General features: G+C 70.6%; 34 protein-coding genes. All 34 read left to right on the top strand.

The window, feature by feature from the left end:
- The first annotated feature begins 37 nt into the window (after positions 1 to 37).
- Complete coding sequence (locus tag Dfulv_RS17400; protein WP_259864328.1) at positions 38 to 859, top strand: hypothetical protein; 822 nt, start codon at positions 38 to 40, stop codon at positions 857 to 859.
- On the top strand, positions 856 to 1,545 hold the full coding sequence (locus tag Dfulv_RS17395) for a hypothetical protein (protein ID WP_259864327.1): 690 nt from the start codon (positions 856 to 858) through the stop codon (positions 1,543 to 1,545). Before Dfulv_RS17400 ends, Dfulv_RS17395 begins: the two co-directional genes overlap by 4 nt.
- Positions 1,542 to 1,823, top strand: coding sequence for a hypothetical protein (locus Dfulv_RS17390; RefSeq protein WP_259864326.1), 282 nt, complete (start codon positions 1,542 to 1,544; stop codon positions 1,821 to 1,823). Before Dfulv_RS17395 ends, Dfulv_RS17390 begins: the two co-directional genes overlap by 4 nt.
- Positions 1,820 to 2,086, top strand: a complete 267-nt coding sequence (locus Dfulv_RS17385; RefSeq protein ID WP_259864324.1) for a hypothetical protein — start codon at positions 1,820 to 1,822, stop codon at positions 2,084 to 2,086. Before Dfulv_RS17390 ends, Dfulv_RS17385 begins: the two co-directional genes overlap by 4 nt.
- Positions 2,083 to 2,361, top strand: a complete 279-nt coding sequence (locus tag Dfulv_RS17380; protein WP_259864322.1) for a hypothetical protein — start codon at positions 2,083 to 2,085, stop codon at positions 2,359 to 2,361. Before Dfulv_RS17385 ends, Dfulv_RS17380 begins: the two co-directional genes overlap by 4 nt.
- The gene (locus Dfulv_RS17375; protein WP_259864319.1) at positions 2,348 to 2,575 is read left to right on the top strand and encodes a hypothetical protein; all 228 of its coding nucleotides are present in this window, start codon (positions 2,348 to 2,350) and stop codon (positions 2,573 to 2,575) included. The genes Dfulv_RS17380 and Dfulv_RS17375 overlap by 14 nt, the downstream gene beginning before the upstream one ends.
- A 251-nt stretch (positions 2,576 to 2,826) precedes the next feature.
- Positions 2,827 to 3,033 carry a hypothetical protein gene (locus Dfulv_RS17370; protein ID WP_259864316.1) on the top strand — a complete coding sequence of 69 codons (207 nt, stop codon included), beginning with the start codon at positions 2,827 to 2,829 and terminating at the stop codon, positions 3,031 to 3,033.
- A gap of 139 nt (positions 3,034 to 3,172) precedes the next feature.
- A complete protein-coding gene (locus Dfulv_RS17365) occupies positions 3,173 to 3,367 on the top strand; it encodes a hypothetical protein (protein WP_259864313.1) in 195 nt (64 codons plus the stop codon).
- A 142-nt stretch (positions 3,368 to 3,509) separates the two neighbouring features.
- Positions 3,510 to 4,610, top strand: coding sequence for a hypothetical protein (locus Dfulv_RS17360; RefSeq protein WP_259864310.1), 1,101 nt, complete (start codon positions 3,510 to 3,512; stop codon positions 4,608 to 4,610).
- Positions 4,607 to 6,499 (top strand): DNA primase family protein, encoded by a 1,893-nt coding sequence (locus Dfulv_RS17355; RefSeq protein ID WP_259864308.1) that lies wholly within the window; start codon positions 4,607 to 4,609, stop codon positions 6,497 to 6,499. The genes Dfulv_RS17360 and Dfulv_RS17355 overlap by 4 nt, the downstream gene beginning before the upstream one ends.
- Positions 6,500 to 6,915: 416 nt before the next feature.
- Positions 6,916 to 8,157 carry an ATP-dependent DNA helicase gene (locus Dfulv_RS17350; RefSeq protein ID WP_259864306.1) on the top strand — a complete coding sequence of 414 codons (1,242 nt, stop codon included), beginning with the start codon at positions 6,916 to 6,918 and terminating at the stop codon, positions 8,155 to 8,157.
- Positions 8,154 to 8,498 carry a hypothetical protein gene (locus tag Dfulv_RS17345; protein WP_259864304.1) on the top strand — a complete coding sequence of 115 codons (345 nt, stop codon included), beginning with the start codon at positions 8,154 to 8,156 and terminating at the stop codon, positions 8,496 to 8,498. Before Dfulv_RS17350 ends, Dfulv_RS17345 begins: the two co-directional genes overlap by 4 nt.
- Positions 8,495 to 8,644, top strand: a complete 150-nt coding sequence (locus tag Dfulv_RS17340; RefSeq protein ID WP_259864302.1) for a hypothetical protein — start codon at positions 8,495 to 8,497, stop codon at positions 8,642 to 8,644. The genes Dfulv_RS17345 and Dfulv_RS17340 overlap by 4 nt, the downstream gene beginning before the upstream one ends.
- Entirely contained in the window at positions 8,641 to 8,910 is a 270-nt protein-coding gene (locus Dfulv_RS17335; protein ID WP_259864301.1) for a hypothetical protein, read from the top strand. Before Dfulv_RS17340 ends, Dfulv_RS17335 begins: the two co-directional genes overlap by 4 nt.
- A complete protein-coding gene (locus Dfulv_RS17330) occupies positions 8,907 to 9,155 on the top strand; it encodes a hypothetical protein (RefSeq protein WP_259864296.1) in 249 nt (82 codons plus the stop codon). The genes Dfulv_RS17335 and Dfulv_RS17330 overlap by 4 nt, the downstream gene beginning before the upstream one ends.
- Positions 9,148 to 9,342, top strand: a complete 195-nt coding sequence (locus Dfulv_RS17325) for a hypothetical protein (RefSeq protein WP_259864294.1) — start codon at positions 9,148 to 9,150, stop codon at positions 9,340 to 9,342. The genes Dfulv_RS17330 and Dfulv_RS17325 overlap by 8 nt, the downstream gene beginning before the upstream one ends.
- A 231-nt stretch (positions 9,343 to 9,573) precedes the next feature.
- On the top strand, positions 9,574 to 10,140 hold the full coding sequence (locus Dfulv_RS17320) for a hypothetical protein (RefSeq protein ID WP_259864291.1): 567 nt from the start codon (positions 9,574 to 9,576) through the stop codon (positions 10,138 to 10,140).
- Between the two features lie 120 nt (positions 10,141 to 10,260).
- Positions 10,261 to 10,404 (top strand): hypothetical protein, encoded by a 144-nt coding sequence (locus Dfulv_RS17315; protein WP_259864290.1) that lies wholly within the window; start codon positions 10,261 to 10,263, stop codon positions 10,402 to 10,404.
- A complete protein-coding gene (locus Dfulv_RS17310) occupies positions 10,401 to 10,823 on the top strand; it encodes a FliH/SctL family protein (protein ID WP_259864289.1) in 423 nt (140 codons plus the stop codon). Before Dfulv_RS17315 ends, Dfulv_RS17310 begins: the two co-directional genes overlap by 4 nt.
- Entirely contained in the window at positions 10,813 to 11,148 is a 336-nt protein-coding gene (locus Dfulv_RS17305; RefSeq protein ID WP_259864287.1) for a hypothetical protein, read from the top strand. The genes Dfulv_RS17310 and Dfulv_RS17305 overlap by 11 nt, the downstream gene beginning before the upstream one ends.
- Complete coding sequence (locus tag Dfulv_RS17300; protein ID WP_259864282.1) at positions 11,141 to 11,695, top strand: hypothetical protein; 555 nt, start codon at positions 11,141 to 11,143, stop codon at positions 11,693 to 11,695. Before Dfulv_RS17305 ends, Dfulv_RS17300 begins: the two co-directional genes overlap by 8 nt.
- Positions 11,688 to 11,894, top strand: coding sequence for a hypothetical protein (locus Dfulv_RS17295; protein ID WP_259864281.1), 207 nt, complete (start codon positions 11,688 to 11,690; stop codon positions 11,892 to 11,894). Before Dfulv_RS17300 ends, Dfulv_RS17295 begins: the two co-directional genes overlap by 8 nt.
- Positions 11,884 to 12,105: a hypothetical protein gene (locus tag Dfulv_RS17290; RefSeq protein ID WP_259864280.1), complete on the top strand. Its 222-nt coding sequence runs from the start codon at positions 11,884 to 11,886 to the stop codon at positions 12,103 to 12,105. The genes Dfulv_RS17295 and Dfulv_RS17290 overlap by 11 nt, the downstream gene beginning before the upstream one ends.
- Positions 12,092 to 12,622: a DUF433 domain-containing protein gene (locus tag Dfulv_RS17285; protein ID WP_259864279.1), complete on the top strand. Its 531-nt coding sequence runs from the start codon at positions 12,092 to 12,094 to the stop codon at positions 12,620 to 12,622. Before Dfulv_RS17290 ends, Dfulv_RS17285 begins: the two co-directional genes overlap by 14 nt.
- Positions 12,615 to 12,905, top strand: a complete 291-nt coding sequence (locus Dfulv_RS17280; protein WP_259864278.1) for a hypothetical protein — start codon at positions 12,615 to 12,617, stop codon at positions 12,903 to 12,905. Before Dfulv_RS17285 ends, Dfulv_RS17280 begins: the two co-directional genes overlap by 8 nt.
- Positions 12,898 to 13,242, top strand: a complete 345-nt coding sequence (locus Dfulv_RS17275; protein WP_259864277.1) for a hypothetical protein — start codon at positions 12,898 to 12,900, stop codon at positions 13,240 to 13,242. Before Dfulv_RS17280 ends, Dfulv_RS17275 begins: the two co-directional genes overlap by 8 nt.
- A gap of 256 nt (positions 13,243 to 13,498) precedes the next feature.
- A complete protein-coding gene (locus Dfulv_RS17270) occupies positions 13,499 to 13,621 on the top strand; it encodes a hypothetical protein (RefSeq protein ID WP_259864276.1) in 123 nt (40 codons plus the stop codon).
- A complete protein-coding gene (locus Dfulv_RS17265; RefSeq protein WP_259864274.1) occupies positions 13,618 to 13,896 on the top strand; it encodes a DUF7352 domain-containing protein in 279 nt (92 codons plus the stop codon). Before Dfulv_RS17270 ends, Dfulv_RS17265 begins: the two co-directional genes overlap by 4 nt.
- On the top strand, positions 13,893 to 14,135 hold the full coding sequence (locus tag Dfulv_RS17260; protein WP_259864272.1) for a hypothetical protein: 243 nt from the start codon (positions 13,893 to 13,895) through the stop codon (positions 14,133 to 14,135). Before Dfulv_RS17265 ends, Dfulv_RS17260 begins: the two co-directional genes overlap by 4 nt.
- Before the next feature lie 52 nt (positions 14,136 to 14,187).
- A complete protein-coding gene (locus Dfulv_RS17255; protein ID WP_259864270.1) occupies positions 14,188 to 14,541 on the top strand; it encodes a hypothetical protein in 354 nt (117 codons plus the stop codon).
- A gap of 104 nt (positions 14,542 to 14,645) precedes the next feature.
- Positions 14,646 to 15,650, top strand: a complete 1,005-nt coding sequence (locus Dfulv_RS17250; protein WP_259864267.1) for a hypothetical protein — start codon at positions 14,646 to 14,648, stop codon at positions 15,648 to 15,650.
- A gap of 355 nt (positions 15,651 to 16,005) precedes the next feature.
- Positions 16,006 to 16,305, top strand: a complete 300-nt coding sequence (locus Dfulv_RS17245; RefSeq protein WP_259864264.1) for a hypothetical protein — start codon at positions 16,006 to 16,008, stop codon at positions 16,303 to 16,305.
- A 100-nt stretch (positions 16,306 to 16,405) separates the two neighbouring features.
- A complete protein-coding gene (locus Dfulv_RS17240) occupies positions 16,406 to 16,654 on the top strand; it encodes a hypothetical protein (RefSeq protein ID WP_259864262.1) in 249 nt (82 codons plus the stop codon).
- 2 nt (positions 16,655 to 16,656) lie between these two features.
- Positions 16,657 to 18,129: a hypothetical protein gene (locus Dfulv_RS17235; protein ID WP_259864259.1), complete on the top strand. Its 1,473-nt coding sequence runs from the start codon at positions 16,657 to 16,659 to the stop codon at positions 18,127 to 18,129.
- Positions 18,130 to 18,141 lie beyond the last annotated feature (12 nt).

Raw genomic sequence — 18,141 nt, 5'->3', positions numbered from 1 at the left:
TCCGCCACGATCCGAACATCAGCGCCGGAGTAACGCCATGACCACCATCACCAACCCGGGCCGCACCCACCTGCGCGCCTACGACCGGCGCCGACGCCGCCACATCAAGGACGGCACCTGGCGGCACCCGGTCCCCAGCGCAGACATCCGGCACCACATCGTGCTGCTCTCTGCGGCCGGCATGTCCCTCACCGCCATCGCCGACGCCGCCCAGTTGTCGCCCGGTACCGTGTGGCCGATCGCCCGGGAGGGCAGCCGACGCTACGTCCAGGGTGCCACCGCCGCCGCAATCCTGGCCGTCACGCCGCCCGAGTGCCCGCCGCTGCCAGCCGGGATGGTCGACATCACCGGAACGTCGCGGCGACTGCAGGCGCTCGTCGCGATCGGCTACACCATCTCCGACCTGTCGGACCGGCTCGGCTACAAGAACATGCAGCAGGTGTGGGAGTGGACCCGCCGCCGGCAGTCCGCGGTCGCCCAGTCGAGCGCCGACAAGGTGCGCGACCTGTATGAGCGGTTGTCAGGCACACCGGGCCCGTCGAGCCGTGCCCGCGCCAACGCCCAGCGCAACGAGTGGCTGCCGCCGCTGGCGTGGGAGGACGTCGACGTCGACAACCCGGATGCCATGCCGGAGCTCGGCGAGTCCGGTGACGAGATCGTCGACGAGGAGGCGATCTCACGGGTGCTGGCCGGGAAGCTGCCGTTCAAGCAGCTACGCGACGCGGAGAAGATCGCCCTGTTCCGGGAGCATCTCGCCGACTGGACCTTCAACCCGATCATGTCGCTGCTGGGCATGTCGGCGCGGACCGTGAAGTACTGGCGCGAACGAGTCGCCGAGGACGGGCAGGCGGCGGCGTGATGCAGTCCGGCACCGACCTGGGGCGACGCAACCCGGCATGCTCGGCCATCTACCACGGCACCGTTTCCGCCTACGAGCGCGGCTGCCGCTGCCCCCACGCCCGCGACGCGGAACGCATCTACCGGAAACGCCGCCGGCACGGACTGGCACAACCCCGCCGGGTTCCCGCGATCGGCACCACCCGGCGGCTGCAGGCCCTCGCGGCGCTCGGCTGGCGCTGGTCCGACCTGGCGGAACGGCTCGGTGTGACGTGGCAGGCCGTGCAGCAGCATGCGATCAGAGGAAACCGGGTCGTCCACGTCGACATCGCCCGGCGCATCGACGACGTGTTCCGGCAGCTGTGCGCCACGGCGGGCCCGTCGGCGCTGTCCCGCCGCCGGGCCGAGGAGAAGGGCTGGGTGCCTCCTCTGGCGTGGGACGACGGTGACATCGACAACCCGGATGCCCGGCCGCGCTGGTCGGCGACCGCAGCGGATCACTCCGGGCGGGTCGACGAGGCGGCGGTCGAACTGGCGCTGGCGGGACGGCTGCCGTTCAGCCGGTTGACGACCGCGGAGCAGAGGATCGTGATCGTGGAGCACGTGCCGCACATGACGTTGCGGGAGTTCGAGGAGCGGCTGCAGGCGTCGAAGACGACGTTCTACAGGTGGCGGGCCGAGCTCGCCGGTGAGGCGGTGGCCGCGTGAGCCGGCATGGCATGTGGCTGGCGATCGTCGCCGACGCCGACCGGTCGCCCGGCAGTGTCCGCGCCGGCGAGGTGGCCGACATCATCCGGCACGTTGTCGGCGCCGAACCGGGTACGCCGCTGGCCCCGGCCGTCATCCGTGACCCGCGCACCGCCGCCGAACTGTCGGCCGCCTACCTGCGGGAGTGGCGGCGCCGGCATCCGGAGGCCGGGCCGTGGGTCGCGGCAACATACTCGCCGGTCAGGCGTCGGCCGGCCAACCGAAGGGATGCTGCGTGAACATCGACCTCAACGACCCGTTCCAGGTGCTGCTCGGCGAGCTGCGCTACCACGCGCAGGTTGTCCCGCGGCACCGCGCCGTGCTGCCGGGCCGGAGTCCCGTCAAGGGGCTGTCGGAGGATGCCGCCCGGGACCTGGCTCGCAGCTTTGGCGGGCATGTCGAGCGGTCCGAGGTGTGGGTGCTGCCCGACGACTGGGAGCTGCTCGGACCGTGGGAACGGCTGTCACCTTCCCCAAACACGGATCAAAGGAGCACGGCGTGAGGCGCTACGAGCTGCAGGACGTCGTCGTCCAGCGTGAGGTTGAGGTCGGCCGGACCTGTAACGGATGCGGCGTGTCCGCCGATGACGCCGAGTACGGCCTGGTCGAGGTCGTTATCGAGGTCAACTACGGCGAGGAGTCCGGCGGTCGGGACGAACTCGACTACTGCAACCCGTGCCTAGTAGAGCTGGCGCCCACGCTGGTTGCGGCGGGCAGCACCGCCGAGCTCGTGACGGGCTCGCCGCCGGCCGAGGAGGGCGACGATGGCCAGGCCTGACGACGACCACGTGCCGCGGGCGATTGTCGGCGCCGACGGGGAGGTGCTGGCGGTCGCGCACGTCTCACCGGACATATCGCCGGAGGCTGAGGCTGCGCTGCGAGCCCTGGTTGACGCGGTCCGGCGGGACATGGAGGCGACCGACACGCCGGAACGGCGGGCCCGGCGGGAGGCGGGGCGGGAGCGGAACGCGCGGCTGCGGAAGCGTGAGTGATCGTGAGCGTTCAAACGCTACACAACGCCACAGATTGAGGTAGGCTTCTAAGCGCTCCGCCGATGGCGGACTACACCGAATCTTCCACTGGCGGAAGTCGCCAGCCCGGAAGAAACGACCGGTGGGGTCAACAGCCTGGACAGCTCCCCACCGGTCGCCCAACAGCAACACCCGCAAGGGTGTGCGTCGACGTACCACCATACGCGGACGCACGCCCGGGCGGGTATGGACCCTCGAAAGGGGACCCGACCATGCCGTTCAACAACCCCGTCACCGACGGCGCCCGCGGCGGACGTGCCCGCGCCAAGAAACTCTCCCCCGAGCGCCGCAGCGAAATCGCCCGGGACGCCGCATTCAAGCGCGTCGCCGTCGGCAAGCGCGTCGAGGAACTCGAAAACATCGTCGAGGAACTGTACGCCCAGGTGGCAGAACTCCGCGCCGAACGCGTCGCCGCCTGACGACTCCCGCCAGGAATGGCGAAGGCGGCCCCCACGGCCGCCTTCAGTGACCCACCAGCCCCGGCAAGTCTGGCGTCAGCATACCTGATCTAGCGATCAACATGAATGCCAGGCTGCCGCGAACCCGCGGGAGCACTCCATGACCACACTGCACGACCCCGCCGTCCAGGACGCCTACGAACGCGGCCGGCAGGACGCCATCGACGAATTCACCCGCTGCCACCTCGACCGCATCGGCGACATCCTCGACGCCATCGACCAGCACGCCGGAGACGTCGAACAGCTCCGCATCCGCATCCGCATCCTCCGCGCGATGGGGCACGACGCGCCATGACACAGACGATCACCATCCCCCAGCTACGCAACCCGCGAACCGTCGGCCGCTGCGGCACCCCGAAATGCACGAGCGAAGGCCGCCTGTTCCCCGGTGGCTGGTTCTGCGCCGACCACGCACCCCGAAGCCGGCGCGGTGCAGCATGACAACCACCCTCACACCGGCCGCTGCATTCAACGAAACCGCTACCCGGCGCTGGCTCGACACGCTCCACGCGCGCTCCACCGGACACGTCTGGGTCGGGTCAACCCACGACTTCCGTGGCCGCACCTTCGACACCCGCGGCCGTAACTGGGCGGGACACGCCACCGACTACATTGCCCAGCTCGATCGTACCGGCGCCGCCGGCATCTACGTCCGTACCACCACCCTGCGGTCCCGCCCGAGCGAAGGCCGCGGCCATGACGACGACTCTCTGGCCCTCCCGGGACTCGCCGCAGACCTCGACATCGCCGGCCCCGGCCACAAGACGCCGAAGCCCCTCCCCGCCGACCCGGCCGCCGCGAAGCACGTCATCGACGAAACCGGCCTGCTCGACCCGAGCGTATGGGTCCACTCAGGCGGCGGACTGTACGCATGGTGGCTGCTCGACGAGCCGTACACCATCAACGGCGACACCAGCCGAGTGCAGGCGTTCAGCGCCCGCTGGCAGGACGTCATCCGCCGCACCTCCGAACGGCTCGGCTACACCTACGGCCCGGTCGGCGACCTCGCCCGAATCCTGCGCATCCCCGGCACCGTCAACCGCAAGAAGGGCATGCCCGAACCCGCCCCGTGCCGAATCGTGCACGACAGCGGGCGGCGGTACAGCATCGCCAACCTGCGCGACAACCTGCGCGAAGCGTGGGCGGCGCTCCCCCCCGACGCGCCCATCGCCATTCGGCGGGCACCGTCACAGCGCCCGGCCGGGCGAGACGACGTCGTCGAGGACTTCGAGCGGACGATCGAGTGGGACGACGCGCTCCTCCTCGGCGGCGACGGTTGGACTCTGCACCGACAGCGCGGCGCCTACTGCGAATGGGTCCGGCCCGGCAAGGAGCGCCGCGAAGGGATCTCTGCGACTACCGGCCGGTCCCCCGACCGGGACCGCATGTGGGTGTTCACCGATGCGACCCTGTTCCCACAGGGCGAGTCGATCACGAAATTCCACGCCTATGCGCTGCTGCACCACGGCGGCGACCACAGCGCCGCATACCGGGAGCTGCGCCGGCTCGGCTACGGGCAGCGGGTGGCCGCGGCGTGACGTCCTTCGAAGAGCAGCTCGACGCCTTCCAGCGGGCCGGCAACGACGCAACCAGCGTCGACCGGCCCGCCGCGGCGGGCACGCTCACCGCGCCCAGCGAGGGTCCACCCACGCCTGAGCAGGCCACCAACGAACTGGTCGCGCTCAGGCCCGACGTCAACGCCATCCGCCGACGGGCCCGGCAGATCGCCCAGCTGGTCGCCGCACACGAAACCGACCAGGCCGCCATCGGCAACTGGCGTGACCTGCTCAAAAGCTACGGGCACCTGCCCGCCGGCGAGTTCGGCGCGATCGTCAAACAGGTCACCGACCGGCGCAAACAGGAACGCGAAGCCCGGGAAGCCGCCCAGCGCGCCGCCGAACACGCCGCACAGCTGACCGCGGCCATCGCCCAGGGCGTCATCCTGCCGTCGCCGGCGAACCCGCTCGCCGTCGCCCGCGCCCTCATGGACAAAGAGCCCCGGACCGGAGGTCACTCGCACCGGGCGTGGTGGCGTGACGACTTCTACCGGTGGGACGGCACCCGGTGGGTCGTCGAGCCCGTCTCGTCCGTCCGGAAGTGGATCTATCGGGCGACCGAGCACGCCGAATACGACGCCGGCGAGGTCCGTGGCGTCGTGCCGTGGCAGCCCGACCGGGACAAGGTGAACAAGGTCGTCGACGCGCTCGGCACCGCCCTCATCCAGCGCCCCGCCGAAGACGAAGCCGAGCAGGCGATCGCCTGCACCAACGGCGTCTACGACCTCGCCCCCGGCAAACTGCTCCCCCACAGCCCCGGCCGGTTCAACCTCATCTCCCTGCCGTACGCGTACGACCCCGACGCTACGTGCCCGCTGTGGCTTCAGTTCCTGGACCAGGTGCTGCCGAACATCGAGGGGGTGCCGCCCGAGCAGCAGGGCCAGCAGTTCCTTCGCGAGTGGTTCGGCTACAGCCTGTCCGGGCGTACCGACCTGCAAAAACTGGCCTCGCTCGTCGGACCGCCCCGGTGTGGCAAGGGCACCGTTGCCCGCGTCCTGAAGGCGCTCCTCGGCGAGGCCAACGTGGTCGCCCCCACCCTGCGCAACATGGCCGGGCAGTTCGGCGAGGAAAGCTTCATCGGCAAGACCCTCGCCATCCTCGGCGACGTCCGGTGGCACACGCAGGCCGCCGCCGAGGCGATCGACATCTTCCTCGCCATCACCGGCGAGGACGCCCACGACGTGCACCGGAAGAACCGCATCGCGTGGCACGGCACCCTCGGTTTGCGCTTCCTGGTCATGTCGAACGACCCGCCCAAGTTCTCCGACGCGTCCGGCGCCCTCGCAATCCGCATGATCCAGTTGGTGTTTGAGCAGTCGTTCGTCGGCCGCGAAGACCCGGACCTGACCGACAAGCTCCTGGCCGAACTGCCCGGGATCTTCAACTGGGCCATTGACGGGCTGCGGACACTCAACGCCCGCGGCCGGTTCGTGGAGCCGGCGTGCGGCACCGAGGTCAGTGAGCAGGTACGGCGGGCGGCGTCGCCGGAGTACGCGTTCGTCGAGGACATGTGCACGCTCGGCGAGGACGACCGGGTGCTGCTGGACACGCTGTACCTGGAGTTCACGCGGTGGTCCACGCGGGAGGGCAGGCAGCACGTCACCCCGAAGGAGACGTTCGGCGCGAACCTGCGGTCGGCGCATCACGGAAAGGTCCGGGTCATCCGGCCCGGGAAGCGCGGGGAGCCGCGCCCCTACTACGTGCAGGGGTTGCGTCTGGGCCAGGAGGAAGGCGACGACGCCGCCGAGGCGGACCGGCCGGACACCGGACACCAGCCGGCCCTGCTCGGCGAAGTGCCCACCTGCGGCACGTGCGGCTTCGAGTACGACACCCAGGCCCATGCGATCAACTGCCTCCGGGAGAAGCCGTGACCCCGATTCGGTGGGCACCGTGTCCGGACACCGGCCGGACACCGAGCCCGTGTCCGGCCGTGTCCGGGCCGTGTCCGGACGCTCTGACCTGCGGTGTCATGGTGTCCGGGCGTTTCTCCCTTCTGAGCGGTGAAGTGACAAGGACTAAGAAAAAACGTTCAACAGAGCGTTACCAGGTGTCACTGTCCGTATGTATGTTTTTCCGCGGCGTGTACGCCAGCAGCACAATAGGTGCCCGCGTCCCGGACACCGCGCCCAAATGCCGCCCCACCTGCGAAAACACCGCCGGACACGGGCCGGACACGCCCAGACACGGGCCTGACACGTCCGGACACGGCCCCGGACACCGCCTGACACGGCCCCGGACACCCTCCACCCGGGCCCAAACTTGCGTCCCTCACGCTCAAGGAGCGCCCGTGACACCCCTCTCCCCCGACCAGCACGCCGCCGTTGACCGCGCCGTCAACTGGTACGCCACCCGCCGCCGGCTGTTCTTCCGCCTGGAAGGAGCGGCCGGAACGGGCAAGAGCAGCACCGTCCGCCAGATCGCCGACAAGCTCGCCCGCGGCAGCACCGCCTACATCGCCCCCACCGGCAAAGCCGCCGCCGTCCTGCGGTCGAAAGGCTGCACCGACGCCGGCACCATCCACTCCGCGATCTACGCCCCCGCCGGTGAACGCACCGCCCAGATCCGGGCCCTCGAAACCCAGCTCGCCGCCATACCCATGTGGCAGACGAAGGAACGGGAAAAGCTCGAGCAGGCCATCGCCAAGGTGAAGGCGCAGCCCATCTGGACCCTCCGCGAACCGTCGAAAGCATTCGGCGGCCGAAAGCCCAACCTGCTCGTCCTCGACGAAGCGTCCATGGTCGACGACCGGATCTTCGCCGACCTGCTCTCCTTCGGCATCCCCGTCCTCGCGCTCGGCGACCCCTACCAACTGCCGCCCGTCGCCGGACAAGCCCACTGGCAGTCAGGCCAGCCCGACGCACTGCTCAGCACCATCCACCGATTCGGGGACACCGCCCCGTTGATCGACCTCGCCACCGCCCTCCGCAACGGACGCCCGGCACCCCGCTGGAACGGCACCGCCGGACAAACCCGCAACGCCTGGACCCCCGCCGACCTTGCCCGCTACGACCAGGTCATCGTCGGCCGCAACCAGACCCGCTGGCACATCATCGAGCAGCTGCGCGACGCTGCCGGTCGTGAACCCGGCCGGCCCGAACCAGGCGACCGAATCATGGTGTTGCGCAACGACCCCGACCACGACGTCGTCAACGGACAGCAAGCCACCGTCCTCGACGCCTACGAAGGCGACGAAGGCGACTGGGCACTCACCATCCGCACCGACGACGGCGCAGTCCTCCCCTGGCCCGTCGACGGCCGCGGCTTCCACGGACAGGCCGGCCAAGACGAAGCCAAACGCGACCGCGACTCCGGCCTGATCGCCGCCACGTTCGCCCAGGCCATCACCTGCCACTCGGCGCAAGGGTCGCAGTGGCCGCGGGTTGCTGTCGTCGACGAAGCCTCCGCGTTCCGGCAGGCAGCGGCCAGCTGGCGCTATACGGCCGCGACCCGCGCCGAGCAGGCGTGCCTGATCCTCGACCCCCGCCGCATGATCCAACGCTCCCGGCAGTACGCGAGGGCCGCCGCATGATGCCCACCTGGAACGACTTCATCACCGCCGAACCGCGCCTCGCCGCGCTCCTCGAAGCCGCCACCGCGCTCGTCGGCCACAACCACGAATGCCACGCCGAGGCGGTCTACGTCATGACCAAGCCGCTCATCGGCTGGCTCGTCGGCCCCGGCCGTGGCCGGAACCCACGCAACGGGCTCCGCGGCGTTCCCGCCGGCACCCGCCTGTGGGCCATGGCGACCGTTGCCCGCCCGTTCAACCCCGAACCGTCATGGCTCGACAGCCACCACGCCTACGACCACGTCCGATCCCACATCAACGAACTGCTGCACCGAGTCCAGCAGCGGAAGGAAGCCGCATGACCACCACCGACCTGCTCCGCCGGCTCCACGACCGTGACCCCGCCGGATTCCACGACGAAGCCGCCATCGCCGAGGACTGCTGCGGCTTCTGCTGGGACGTCATGCCCGACGACCAGCCCCGACCCACCACGGAGGCGACCCGATGAAGCCCGAACACGACCCGCAGGCACTCGTCGCCCGCATGCACCTCAAGCAGCACCTGACCGGCGTCCTCGACGGCGTCGACATGCCCGAGCCGACGCGCATGACCGTCATCGACGCCATTCTCGGCGCCGGCGACGTCTACAGCAACGCCCGGCCCGAGGTGGTCGTCATCGGCGGCCAGCCGACCCCAGTGATCACGTACGGCGCGGCGCTGACGATCCGGCACCCGTACCCGGGCAGCTTCGGAGCGGGGGAGGTGGCCCAGTGACCGAGCACCGCGCTACCGTCGACGCCCTCCTCGCCGCCGCCGACGAGGCCGCCGCGCAGCACCCCGACGCGGTGTGGCCCGACCAGCCTGTGACCCTCGACGACGTCGACCGGTTCGAGGACCGGCCCGAACACCGGGCGGCCCCGCAGCGCGCCGACGACGAGCAGGCGGCGCTGAGCGGCGTCATGTCGGAGGCGGCGATCCGTTCGGCGCTCGGCTTCGACGAGGTGGTGGGCCGTGGCTGACAACTTCGACCGTGACGCGGTGCTGGCCCAGGTCGAACGCCGGCGCCGGCTGAACGCGGCCCGGATCGCCGAGCTCGGCGCCGACACCAGCCCCGAGGCGGTGGCGGCCCAGCTGCGGGAGGCGGAGCGGAAGCGGCGGCAGCGGCGTGCCGAGCGGGCCGGGCAGCTGGACCTCGGCGGGCAGTGAGCGGAGCCCATGAGCATCAGCGACTCCGAGAGCAGTGCTCACCGAAGGAAGCGCTCGGAGCCGCGCGACCCGGCAGCAGACCCGAGCCTGTGCGGGCACTGGCGCGGCACGAACGGCGACTTCCACCGGAACCGTGCCGGGGAGCGGTGTTCGGCGCAGGTGATCGACGGAACGCACAACTGCAGGTCACACCCAGGCAAGCCATTGACGAAGTTGAAAGCGGAGGGGGCGGTGGTGGTGGAGTTGCGACGCTGGGGCCTGACCGGTTACGCCGAGCTCGCCGACCCTGGGGAGACGCTGCTGCGGCTGGTGACGCAGTCGGCGGCCCGGGTCGAGATGTACGCCCGGTTCCTCGCCGAGGCTGTTGACGCCGCCGAGCGCTTGCAGCGGGCGGGTGTCGCACCCGAGTCGGATCTCCTCGAAGCCGAGACGGCGCGGCTGGACCTGGAGCGGGTGTTCAACGCCGGCCCCGTCGCGGCGCTGATCGGGCACACGTACGCCGGCACGCAGACGTCGGGTGTGATCGCGACCGGGGAGGCGATTCGCGGCTTGGCGAAGCTGGAGGCGGAGGAGCGGGACCGGTGCGCGAACTTCGCCGCGAAAGCCGTGGCGGCTGGTCTGGCGGAGCGGATGGTGCGCGCGTCGGAGCAGATGGCGGCGCTCACTGTCGCCGCGGTGGAGCGGGCGATGGCCCGGCTCGGCCACGACCCGCGGGACCCGGCGGTGCGGGCTGTGGTGGCCGAGGAGTTGGCGGCGTTGGCGGGCGGGCCGAAGACGATCGAGGGGGTGGCGGCGTGACGCGCCCTGAGAGCCACGGGCGCCGTTTGGTGCACCAACCCACGACCGGACCGTTTTCTCGCGTCACGCGCGGGCTGAGGGCTGCCTCCGGGGCCATCCCGTCGGAGCCGACCCCTGACGATGCGCTCGAAGCCGACCTCCGCCGCGTCCGCCGACCCGGTGCCGTACCGACTCGTCGACGCGATCAAGGCCGCCCACCGGGAGCAGCACGCCCACGAGCAGCGTCGCCTCAACCCCCACGACTGCACCGGAGGTGCCCTGTGAAGATCCCCGACCGTGCCACAGCGACCGGCCCGGCAGGCGCTGCCAGCGTTCCGCCGCCGGCCACCGAGGTGCCCGACACTGACCGCCCGGCCTTCGCTACCGGCGGTGTCGTCGACCGCGGCCCCGTGCTGGTGCCCGACTCGGGCTGCACCCTGACGTGGCCGTCCGATCCGAGCCGCTGGTTCGGCCCGAACGGCGGGCGTGCCGACCTGATCGCCGACGCCTACCAGCGGGGCAAGGCCGAGGGAATCGCCGAGGGCCGACGCCAGACGTACGAGCACGAGGCCACCCAGTTGGAGCGGATGGCCGCCGCGCTGGCCGCACTGCCCGGGCAGGAAACCCTCGCCGGGCTCTGCCGGACCCAGGCGGAACGGTTCCGCAACAAAATCGCCGAGACCGGAGGTTCCGATGCCCACTGACCCCACACCCACCCCGTCGCTGCTCGATGTGATCCGGCGCTACGGCGCCATGCGGGTCAACCTGGAGGTCGTCCCCAACGACCGCAACGCCGCAGCCGTCCGAGAGCTGATCGACGTCATCGAGGCCCGGATCAACCTGGACCGCGCCGACTCGTACGCCCGGGGCATCGCCGAGGGCCTGCGTCAGGCAGCCGAGGCCGTCCGCGCGCAGGCGAACCTTCCCGACCTCGTGCACTTCGACCGGCCGAGCGATTTCCGCAAGGGCGTGCTGTCGTGCCTCGCCGCCCTCGAAGCCCGGAACCACGAAGGGAAGCCCAATGCCTGACCAGCCCACCCTCGCCCCGCCGGACGCCCTTCGCGCTGCGGCTGACGCGGCCGACGACGCGATCTGCCGCAGGCTCGACCACAACCAGGTCATCGCGCTCGTAGCCGATGCCGTATGGCGGCTCGCGTATGAGCGTGGGCACACCGATGGTCACCGCGAGGCTGATGCCGCGGTTCAGCGGCCGTGCCAGCTGGCATATGAGCGCGGCCGACGCGAGGCCACCGAGGGCTGGGAACGCCAACTGCGCTGGCGCCTCGCCGACGGATCGACCTGGGAGTTCCCCCACGAGTCGTACGTGGCGGCGTACGTCAAGGTGCAGCGGAGGATGGAGCGCCAGTACGGCTATGCGCCGGGCGAGTTGCAGCAGCGGCCCGTCGGCTCGTGGGAGACCGCCGAACAGCCCGCGCCCGCGCCCGTCGTCGACATCCGACCTGATCCGAGGATGCACGGACACACGCCCGGCCTGCCGCCGTTTCTGACCGGCTGTCCGGAATGTGTGGCGAAGCTCGCCGCCGAGCAGTCCGAGGGGAGCGACCGCAATGCCTGACCTCCACCGCCGCCTCGACCGCATGCGCGACCTCGCCGAGACGCTCCACCAGGAGGTGCTGGAGAGCCGGATCGAGCTGGCGTGGATGCGCGACGACCGGCTCACCGACCAGGAGTTCATCGCGAAGCTGACCGCCGAGGACGAGGTGCGGACCATCGCCCAGCACCTCGGCATCCAGGAGGCACCCGATGGCCAGTGACCCGAACCGCGTGATCAGCGAAGTCAACAAGCTCATCGGTGAGGCGTTCATCCGCGCTAACGCAGTGCTGGCGGCCGCGTTCGTCGACATGCTGGCCGGGCGCCCGACTCGGGAGATCGCCGACTACGCCCGCGAACTGGGCTTCACCGAGCCGCCCGCCGAGAACCTCGGCATCACCGAAGGAGAAGACCCCCGCCATGGCAACCATTGAAGACCGCAAGCAAGCCCAGCAAGGCCACGTCCACACGCTGCTGCGCCTGATCGACGAAGGCGAGATCTCGTCGATCGGTGACGACTACTGGTACGTGTACGACGACACCGCCCCGCAGGGATACCGGCTGTACGACGTCGACCGGCTGATCGAGCGCGGGCTGGCCAAGCCCGAGGGGTACTACGCGGTCCACCTGACCGGTGGGATGACTGACCTGACCGCCCGCCCCGTCATCACCACCGACCCCGCCGTCAACTGGGGCCGCCCGCACATCGCGGGCGCCCCTGTCGAGTCCGTCGCCGACGCCTACCTCGCCGGTGACGACGCCGCCGACGCCTACAGCCTGACCCGCCACCAGCTGCTCACCGCGCTGTGGCATGCGGGGATGCGCGGCCCAAAGCGGCACCGGCGGGCGCTCGGGAAGTGGGCTGAGCTGACCGCCTACCCGGTGCTCGCCGGGTGGGACAAGAGCACGCCGGTCGAGGACGTGCCGCTACCGGAGGTGCCCGATGCCTGACCTGATCGGCATGCACTTCGGCGGCCCGCTCCTCGTCCACGACCCGGCACGGTGCGCCGGTCAACGCTGCTGTATCCACAACCCGAGCGACCACCTGATGCGGGACTGGCCGCAACTGTGGCGCGACGACCGGCAGCTGATGGAGCGGGTCTGCCGTCACGGCGCCGGCCACCCGGACCCGGACGACCTCGACTACAAGCGGCGGACTCGCGGCGACGAGTACGCCCACTACGAGGGCATCCACGGCTGCGACGGGTGCTGCTCGGGGAGGTGTGATGGCTGACGACCCGAACACCGGCACCGCCCTCGACCCGGCGCTCATGGACGCGCTCCGTCAGGTCCGCGAGCTGACCGAGGACCTGCCCGCCACCCTCCGGCAGGCGATCCGCTCCGCCGTGACCCGGGTCGAGGACCGCTCGCACGAGATCGGCCTGGCCGAACGGCAGCGAAGGAACACCGCCGACAACCTCGGCCCGCTGCTCAACGAGTGGCACCGGGAGGCGGAGAAGTTGCTCGAGATGCACCTGCGTGACGGGCGCCTGTGGGAGCACGCCGCCGACCAGGTGCCGCTCCTCGCCGCCCGCGTCTACGCCGCCGTCAAAGCGCAGGAGCCCCGGTGACACCCCGGGCCGTCCACGCAGAACACGCCGCCCGCCGGTGGCTCGCTGTCGGCGCCGCCTCCGCCTTGCTGTGGCAGGCCGCGCGGATTGTCCCCGGCAACGCCCCCGACTGGCTCCTCGTCACGGCCGGGGTCGTACAGCTGCCACTGGCCGTGGCCACGGTCGCCGGTTTCTGGCACGCCGCTCAAAGGCGCGGCTGGGCTGCCGGGCATGAGGCCGCCCAACCCCGACCGATCCCCCGAGAGGAGACCAACCGATGAGCACCACAGCGATCGTCGTTGTCACCGTCGGCGCCACCATCGTCGGCGTCGCCTGGGCAGCCTGCTGGGCTGCCGTCCGCATCGCCCAGATCCCAACCAAGCCGAAGGATGAGAAGTGACCGCCGCAGGCTGGGTGCTGCGGCACGTGATCCCCGTCGACGACGCCTGGCACGACGTGTCGCTACCCGGCCCGATCGTGCACGTCGCCACCCGCGACCCGTATGTCGTCGAGGTGTGGACGTTGCACTCCGACGCCAAGCCGGAGACAGCGCGGACCCTGACGCTGCGGGTGTACGGCACCGGCCAGCCGATCACCGAACCGGTCCGGCACGTCGGGACCGCGATCGCACCCGGCGGCGCGCTCGTCTGGCACCTGATGGAGCGCACGCCGTGACCGCCCTCATCCACCGCCCGGACGGCACGGCCGACGCCGACTGCTGCCCGGCCGGCAACCACGCCCGCGACGAACTGTGCGCGCTCGTCCCGCTCGGCAGCCTGCCGCCGCTCGACCAGCCCGAAGGCGAGTGGGTCGAGTGCCCGGATTGTCAGGGCGACGAGGGCTGGATGGATCACGTGGCCGACGCGTGGGTGAACTGCCCGAACTGTGACGGATCAGGAGGGTGGGTCAAATGATCAACCCGGAGGGTGTCCAGCCCGAACCCGGAGACGACCGAGGAGGATCGACGTGATCACCGCGAACGATGGCCAGGTGCTGGTCGGCCCGGTCGGCGCACCAGCCACCGCCGAATGGCCTCACCTCGGCTACGTCACCGACGGCGGTCTCACCTTCACCGAGGCGCCCCGGCAGCCAGTCGAACGCTGGCTGTGGTTCATCCCCATCCCCGAAGGTGCACCGACCGGATTCCGCTGGGACCGGGCCGACCTGTCCGGGTTCATCGGACGGTCATGCAGCCTCGCCATGCACGTCGCCGACGTCGAGGTCATGCCCGCCCGGCCCGGGTTCGTCATCGCCTCCGCCGAGCCCGTCGACGACGGTCAGCGGCTCCGGATCGTCGCTGAACGCTACGCCGACGCCTGAAAGCTGACGGCGCCCGACCTGCCCGCCGGGCGCCGCCCACGACCCGCCCTGCCAGGTGGCCCGTGCCGCGATCATAGCCATGAGCTGCGCGAACGGAGCCATAAATGCCGAACCCCCGTCCTCTGTGCGCCGCCCCACACTGCGCCATCCGCAACCACCACACCGACGCCTGCGACAACCCGCAGCAGTGCTGGGGCTGCCTGCCCCGATGGGCCGCCGACGGACTCCGCCTCTGCCAGGTGTGCACCGCCCGCATCCGGCAGGACGCCGCCCGGCTCGCCATCCTCCACCGCGACCTCGAAACCGCCCTCATCGGCGGCGGCGCCAACGGCGAGAAAACCACCGGCACCGGCGGCGGCCCGGCGGTCCCCCGCGACGAGGTCATGGAAGCCCGGGATGCGATCCGGCTGGTTCTCACCGTCACCGTCAAGGTCATCACGGGGCAGCGTGGTGTCACCCTGCCCCGTGAGCCGTACCTGCAGCAGCTTCCCGCAGGCTTCATCGGCCCGCCACGCCTCCTGTACCGCACCACCGGAGACCTCGGCCGGCTCGCTCTGTTCGTCGGCCGGCACCACGAATGGCTCGCCGCCCACCGCAACGCCGCCACCTGCGCCACGAACCTGCGCCAGCTCGCCGGCGACGGCCGGCTGCGCGCCATGGCCTACCCAGTCGGCGCCGACCGGCTGTACGTCGGCGACTGCCCGATGATCCTCACTGACCTCGACGGCAACGAGTCGGTGTGCGACACGCGGCTCTACCAGTACCCGGACCAGGCGCTGATCGCCTGCGAGGGCTGCGACACACAGGAGACCGTCGAGCAGTGGCAGCGGTGGATCGTCGGCGATACGGCTGCGCACGTGGACGCGTACGCGCTGGCCGCGCACCTGGCCGTGAAGTGGATGCGGCCGGTCGACCCGGCTGCGGTACGGCAGTGGGCGTCACGTGGCAAGATCGGGGCGGTTGAGGAGCCCGACCCGGTCTATCCGGGCAAGACACGCGCGAAGCGCGACAGCCGCAACCGGGTGCTATACGACCTTGTCGAGGTCGTTGCCTACGCCGAGCGGATCTGGGGGCCGCCAGCCGGGGTGCGCCGCAAAATGAGCGCCTGACCGGCCTAACGACACGCCCCGGTGACGAAACTTGACGATCACCGGGGCGCCTGTCACACTCGGCGCAGCGTGGACCTTGGTGTCTTCGCAGTACGCCGCACCCAATTTGGGGCGGCGTTTTTGTTGCTCCGGATTCCGCTGGCCGGCCTGCCTCGGGGGCTTGGTCGGCCGCGATGTGCCGGACGGTGCGGACCCGTCTCTGAGGGGTAGACGGGTCCGCGCCATCAAACGTCGAAGCGTGGGCCCGCCAAACCTCGGGTCAGGCCTGACCGCCCGGGAGCGGCAGTGACACCCCGCGAGTGCAGCCCGTGCAAGTCGGGCCGGGCCCGCCACCTCCCCATAAAGGATCGACCACATGCTCCGCACCGTGCTGACCGCCGCCGCCCTCGCCGGGGTCGGCTGGATCGCCTACCGAATGGAGCGCCTCATGGCCACCCAGAACGAACAGCTCACGGCCCTCAAGGACGACCTCGACGCGTTCTTCGCCGACGTCGACGCCAAGCTCGACCAGCTCAACGCCCAGACCGAGGACTTCAGCCCTGAGGCGCAGTCCACGTTCGACTCGATCAAGTCGCTGGTCGCGGCGAAGCACGCCGAGATCGGCGACGCCGACGGCTCCGACACCCCGGCCGAGCCCGAGCAGCCGGCCGTCTGACCCCCGGGCGGGCCCTGCCGTTCCCTCCCCCAGAGTCCCGGCAGGGCCCGACCCCGGCACCACCGTTCACCAGGGCGCGCCCACAAAAGCAAGGCAGCACGTGATCCTCGAAGCGCTCCGCTCCGCCTGCCAACACCACGGCGTACCCGACCTCGACGAAGGCATCGACGCCTACATCGCCGCCGGCACCCTGTCCGCCGGCGACCGCGCAGTCCTCGACGGCATCGCCCACATGGGCAGCGGTCACATCCTCAACTACCTCCGCGGCCGGGTCGGCACCCAAGCGCTGCAGGTCGCGTACATCGCCTACCGGGAAGGCATCGGCGGCGGGCCCATTTCCCGGGGGTGACGGTGACGATCGCGCCGCAGCTGTCGCCGCTCGAGCGGTTGGCCCTGCAGAAGCTCGCCGAGGCGTTCCAGCCGAAACCGCCCAGCCCGTACCTCACCGACCCCGTTGCGTGGGTGCAGGACAAGCTCGGCGAGTTCCTGTGGTCGAAACAACGCGAGATCGCCGAGTCGGTCGTCGTCAACAAGAAGACCGCCGTACCAAGCTGCCACAACGCCGGGAAGACCCGGATCGCCTCCCGCGTCGCCGCCTGGTTCATCGACACCTACGGCCACGACGACGGCTTCATCGTCTCCACTGCCCCCACCTATGCGCAGGTACACGCCCTGCTGTGGGAGGAGATCCGCAAAGCGGCCAAGGTTGCCGCCGCCCGCGGTAACCCGCTCCCCGGCCGAGTCCTCGGCTCCGACCAGTGGAAGCTCGACGACGGCACCCTCGTCGGCTGGGGCCGCAAGCCCGCCGACACCGACCAGCACGGCTTCCAAGGTGTCCACCACAAACACATGCTGGTGATCATCGACGAAGCGTGTGGCGTGCCCCGCCAACTGTGGACCGCCATCGAAGCCATCACCACCGGTGAGGACGTCCACATCCTTGCCATCGGCAACCCCGACGATCCCAACACCGAGTTCGGCGACATCTGCAAGCCCGGGTCCGGCTGGAACGTCATCCACGTCTCAGCGTTCGACACCCCAAACCTGTCCGGCGAGGACATCCCCGCCGAACTCCGGCCGCTCATGCTCTCCCCCGACTGGGTCGAGGACAAGAAACGCTGGGGCGTCGACAGCCCCCGCTACATCTCGAAGGTGCTCGGCAGGTTCCCCGACCTCGGCACCGACACCCTCATCTCGCCGCTGCTCATCGAAGCCGCCCAGCGCCGCAACCTCGACCCTGGGCCGCATGCAATCCTTGGCGTCGACGTCGCCCGCTACGGCTCCGACCGCACCATCTTCTGCCTGCGCCGCGGCCCGGTCGCCCGGATCGTCGGCGACTTCGGCAAGCAGGACACGATGGCTACCACCGGCCAGGTGCTCGCCGCGAAAGCTGAGCACGCGGTCGACGAGATCCGGGTCGACGGTGTCGGTGTCGGCGCCGGCGTCGTGGACCGCCTGGTCGAGCTCGGCCACGACGTCGTCGACATGCAGTCCGGCGCGGCGGCACGCGACTCCGAGCATTTTGCGAACGCGCGGGCCGAGTGGTGGTGGGGCCTCCGCGAGCGCTTCGAAGCCGGGGACATGGACCTCGACCCGGACGACGACGAGCTCGCCGCGCAGATCGGATCGATCAAGTACAAGTACACGTCCCGGGGCCAGATCATCATCGAGTCGAAGGACGAGATGCGGCGCCGCGGCTTGCCGTCGCCGGACAAGGGCGACTCGCTGATGTTGACCGCGGTCGCCGGCGTGGCCGTGCCGGCCGACGAGGTTTACGAAGACGAAGATCAAGCCGACGCCGAGGGATCGATCTCCCTGTACTGATCCCGGGGGTGT

The sequence above is a fragment of the Dactylosporangium fulvum genome (assembly GCF_025137375.1).
Lineage (GTDB): Bacteria > Actinomycetota > Actinomycetes > Mycobacteriales > Micromonosporaceae > Dactylosporangium > Dactylosporangium fulvum.
Note: the sequence above shows the minus strand (reverse complement) of the source record. Positions and strands in the feature narration are given on the sequence as shown.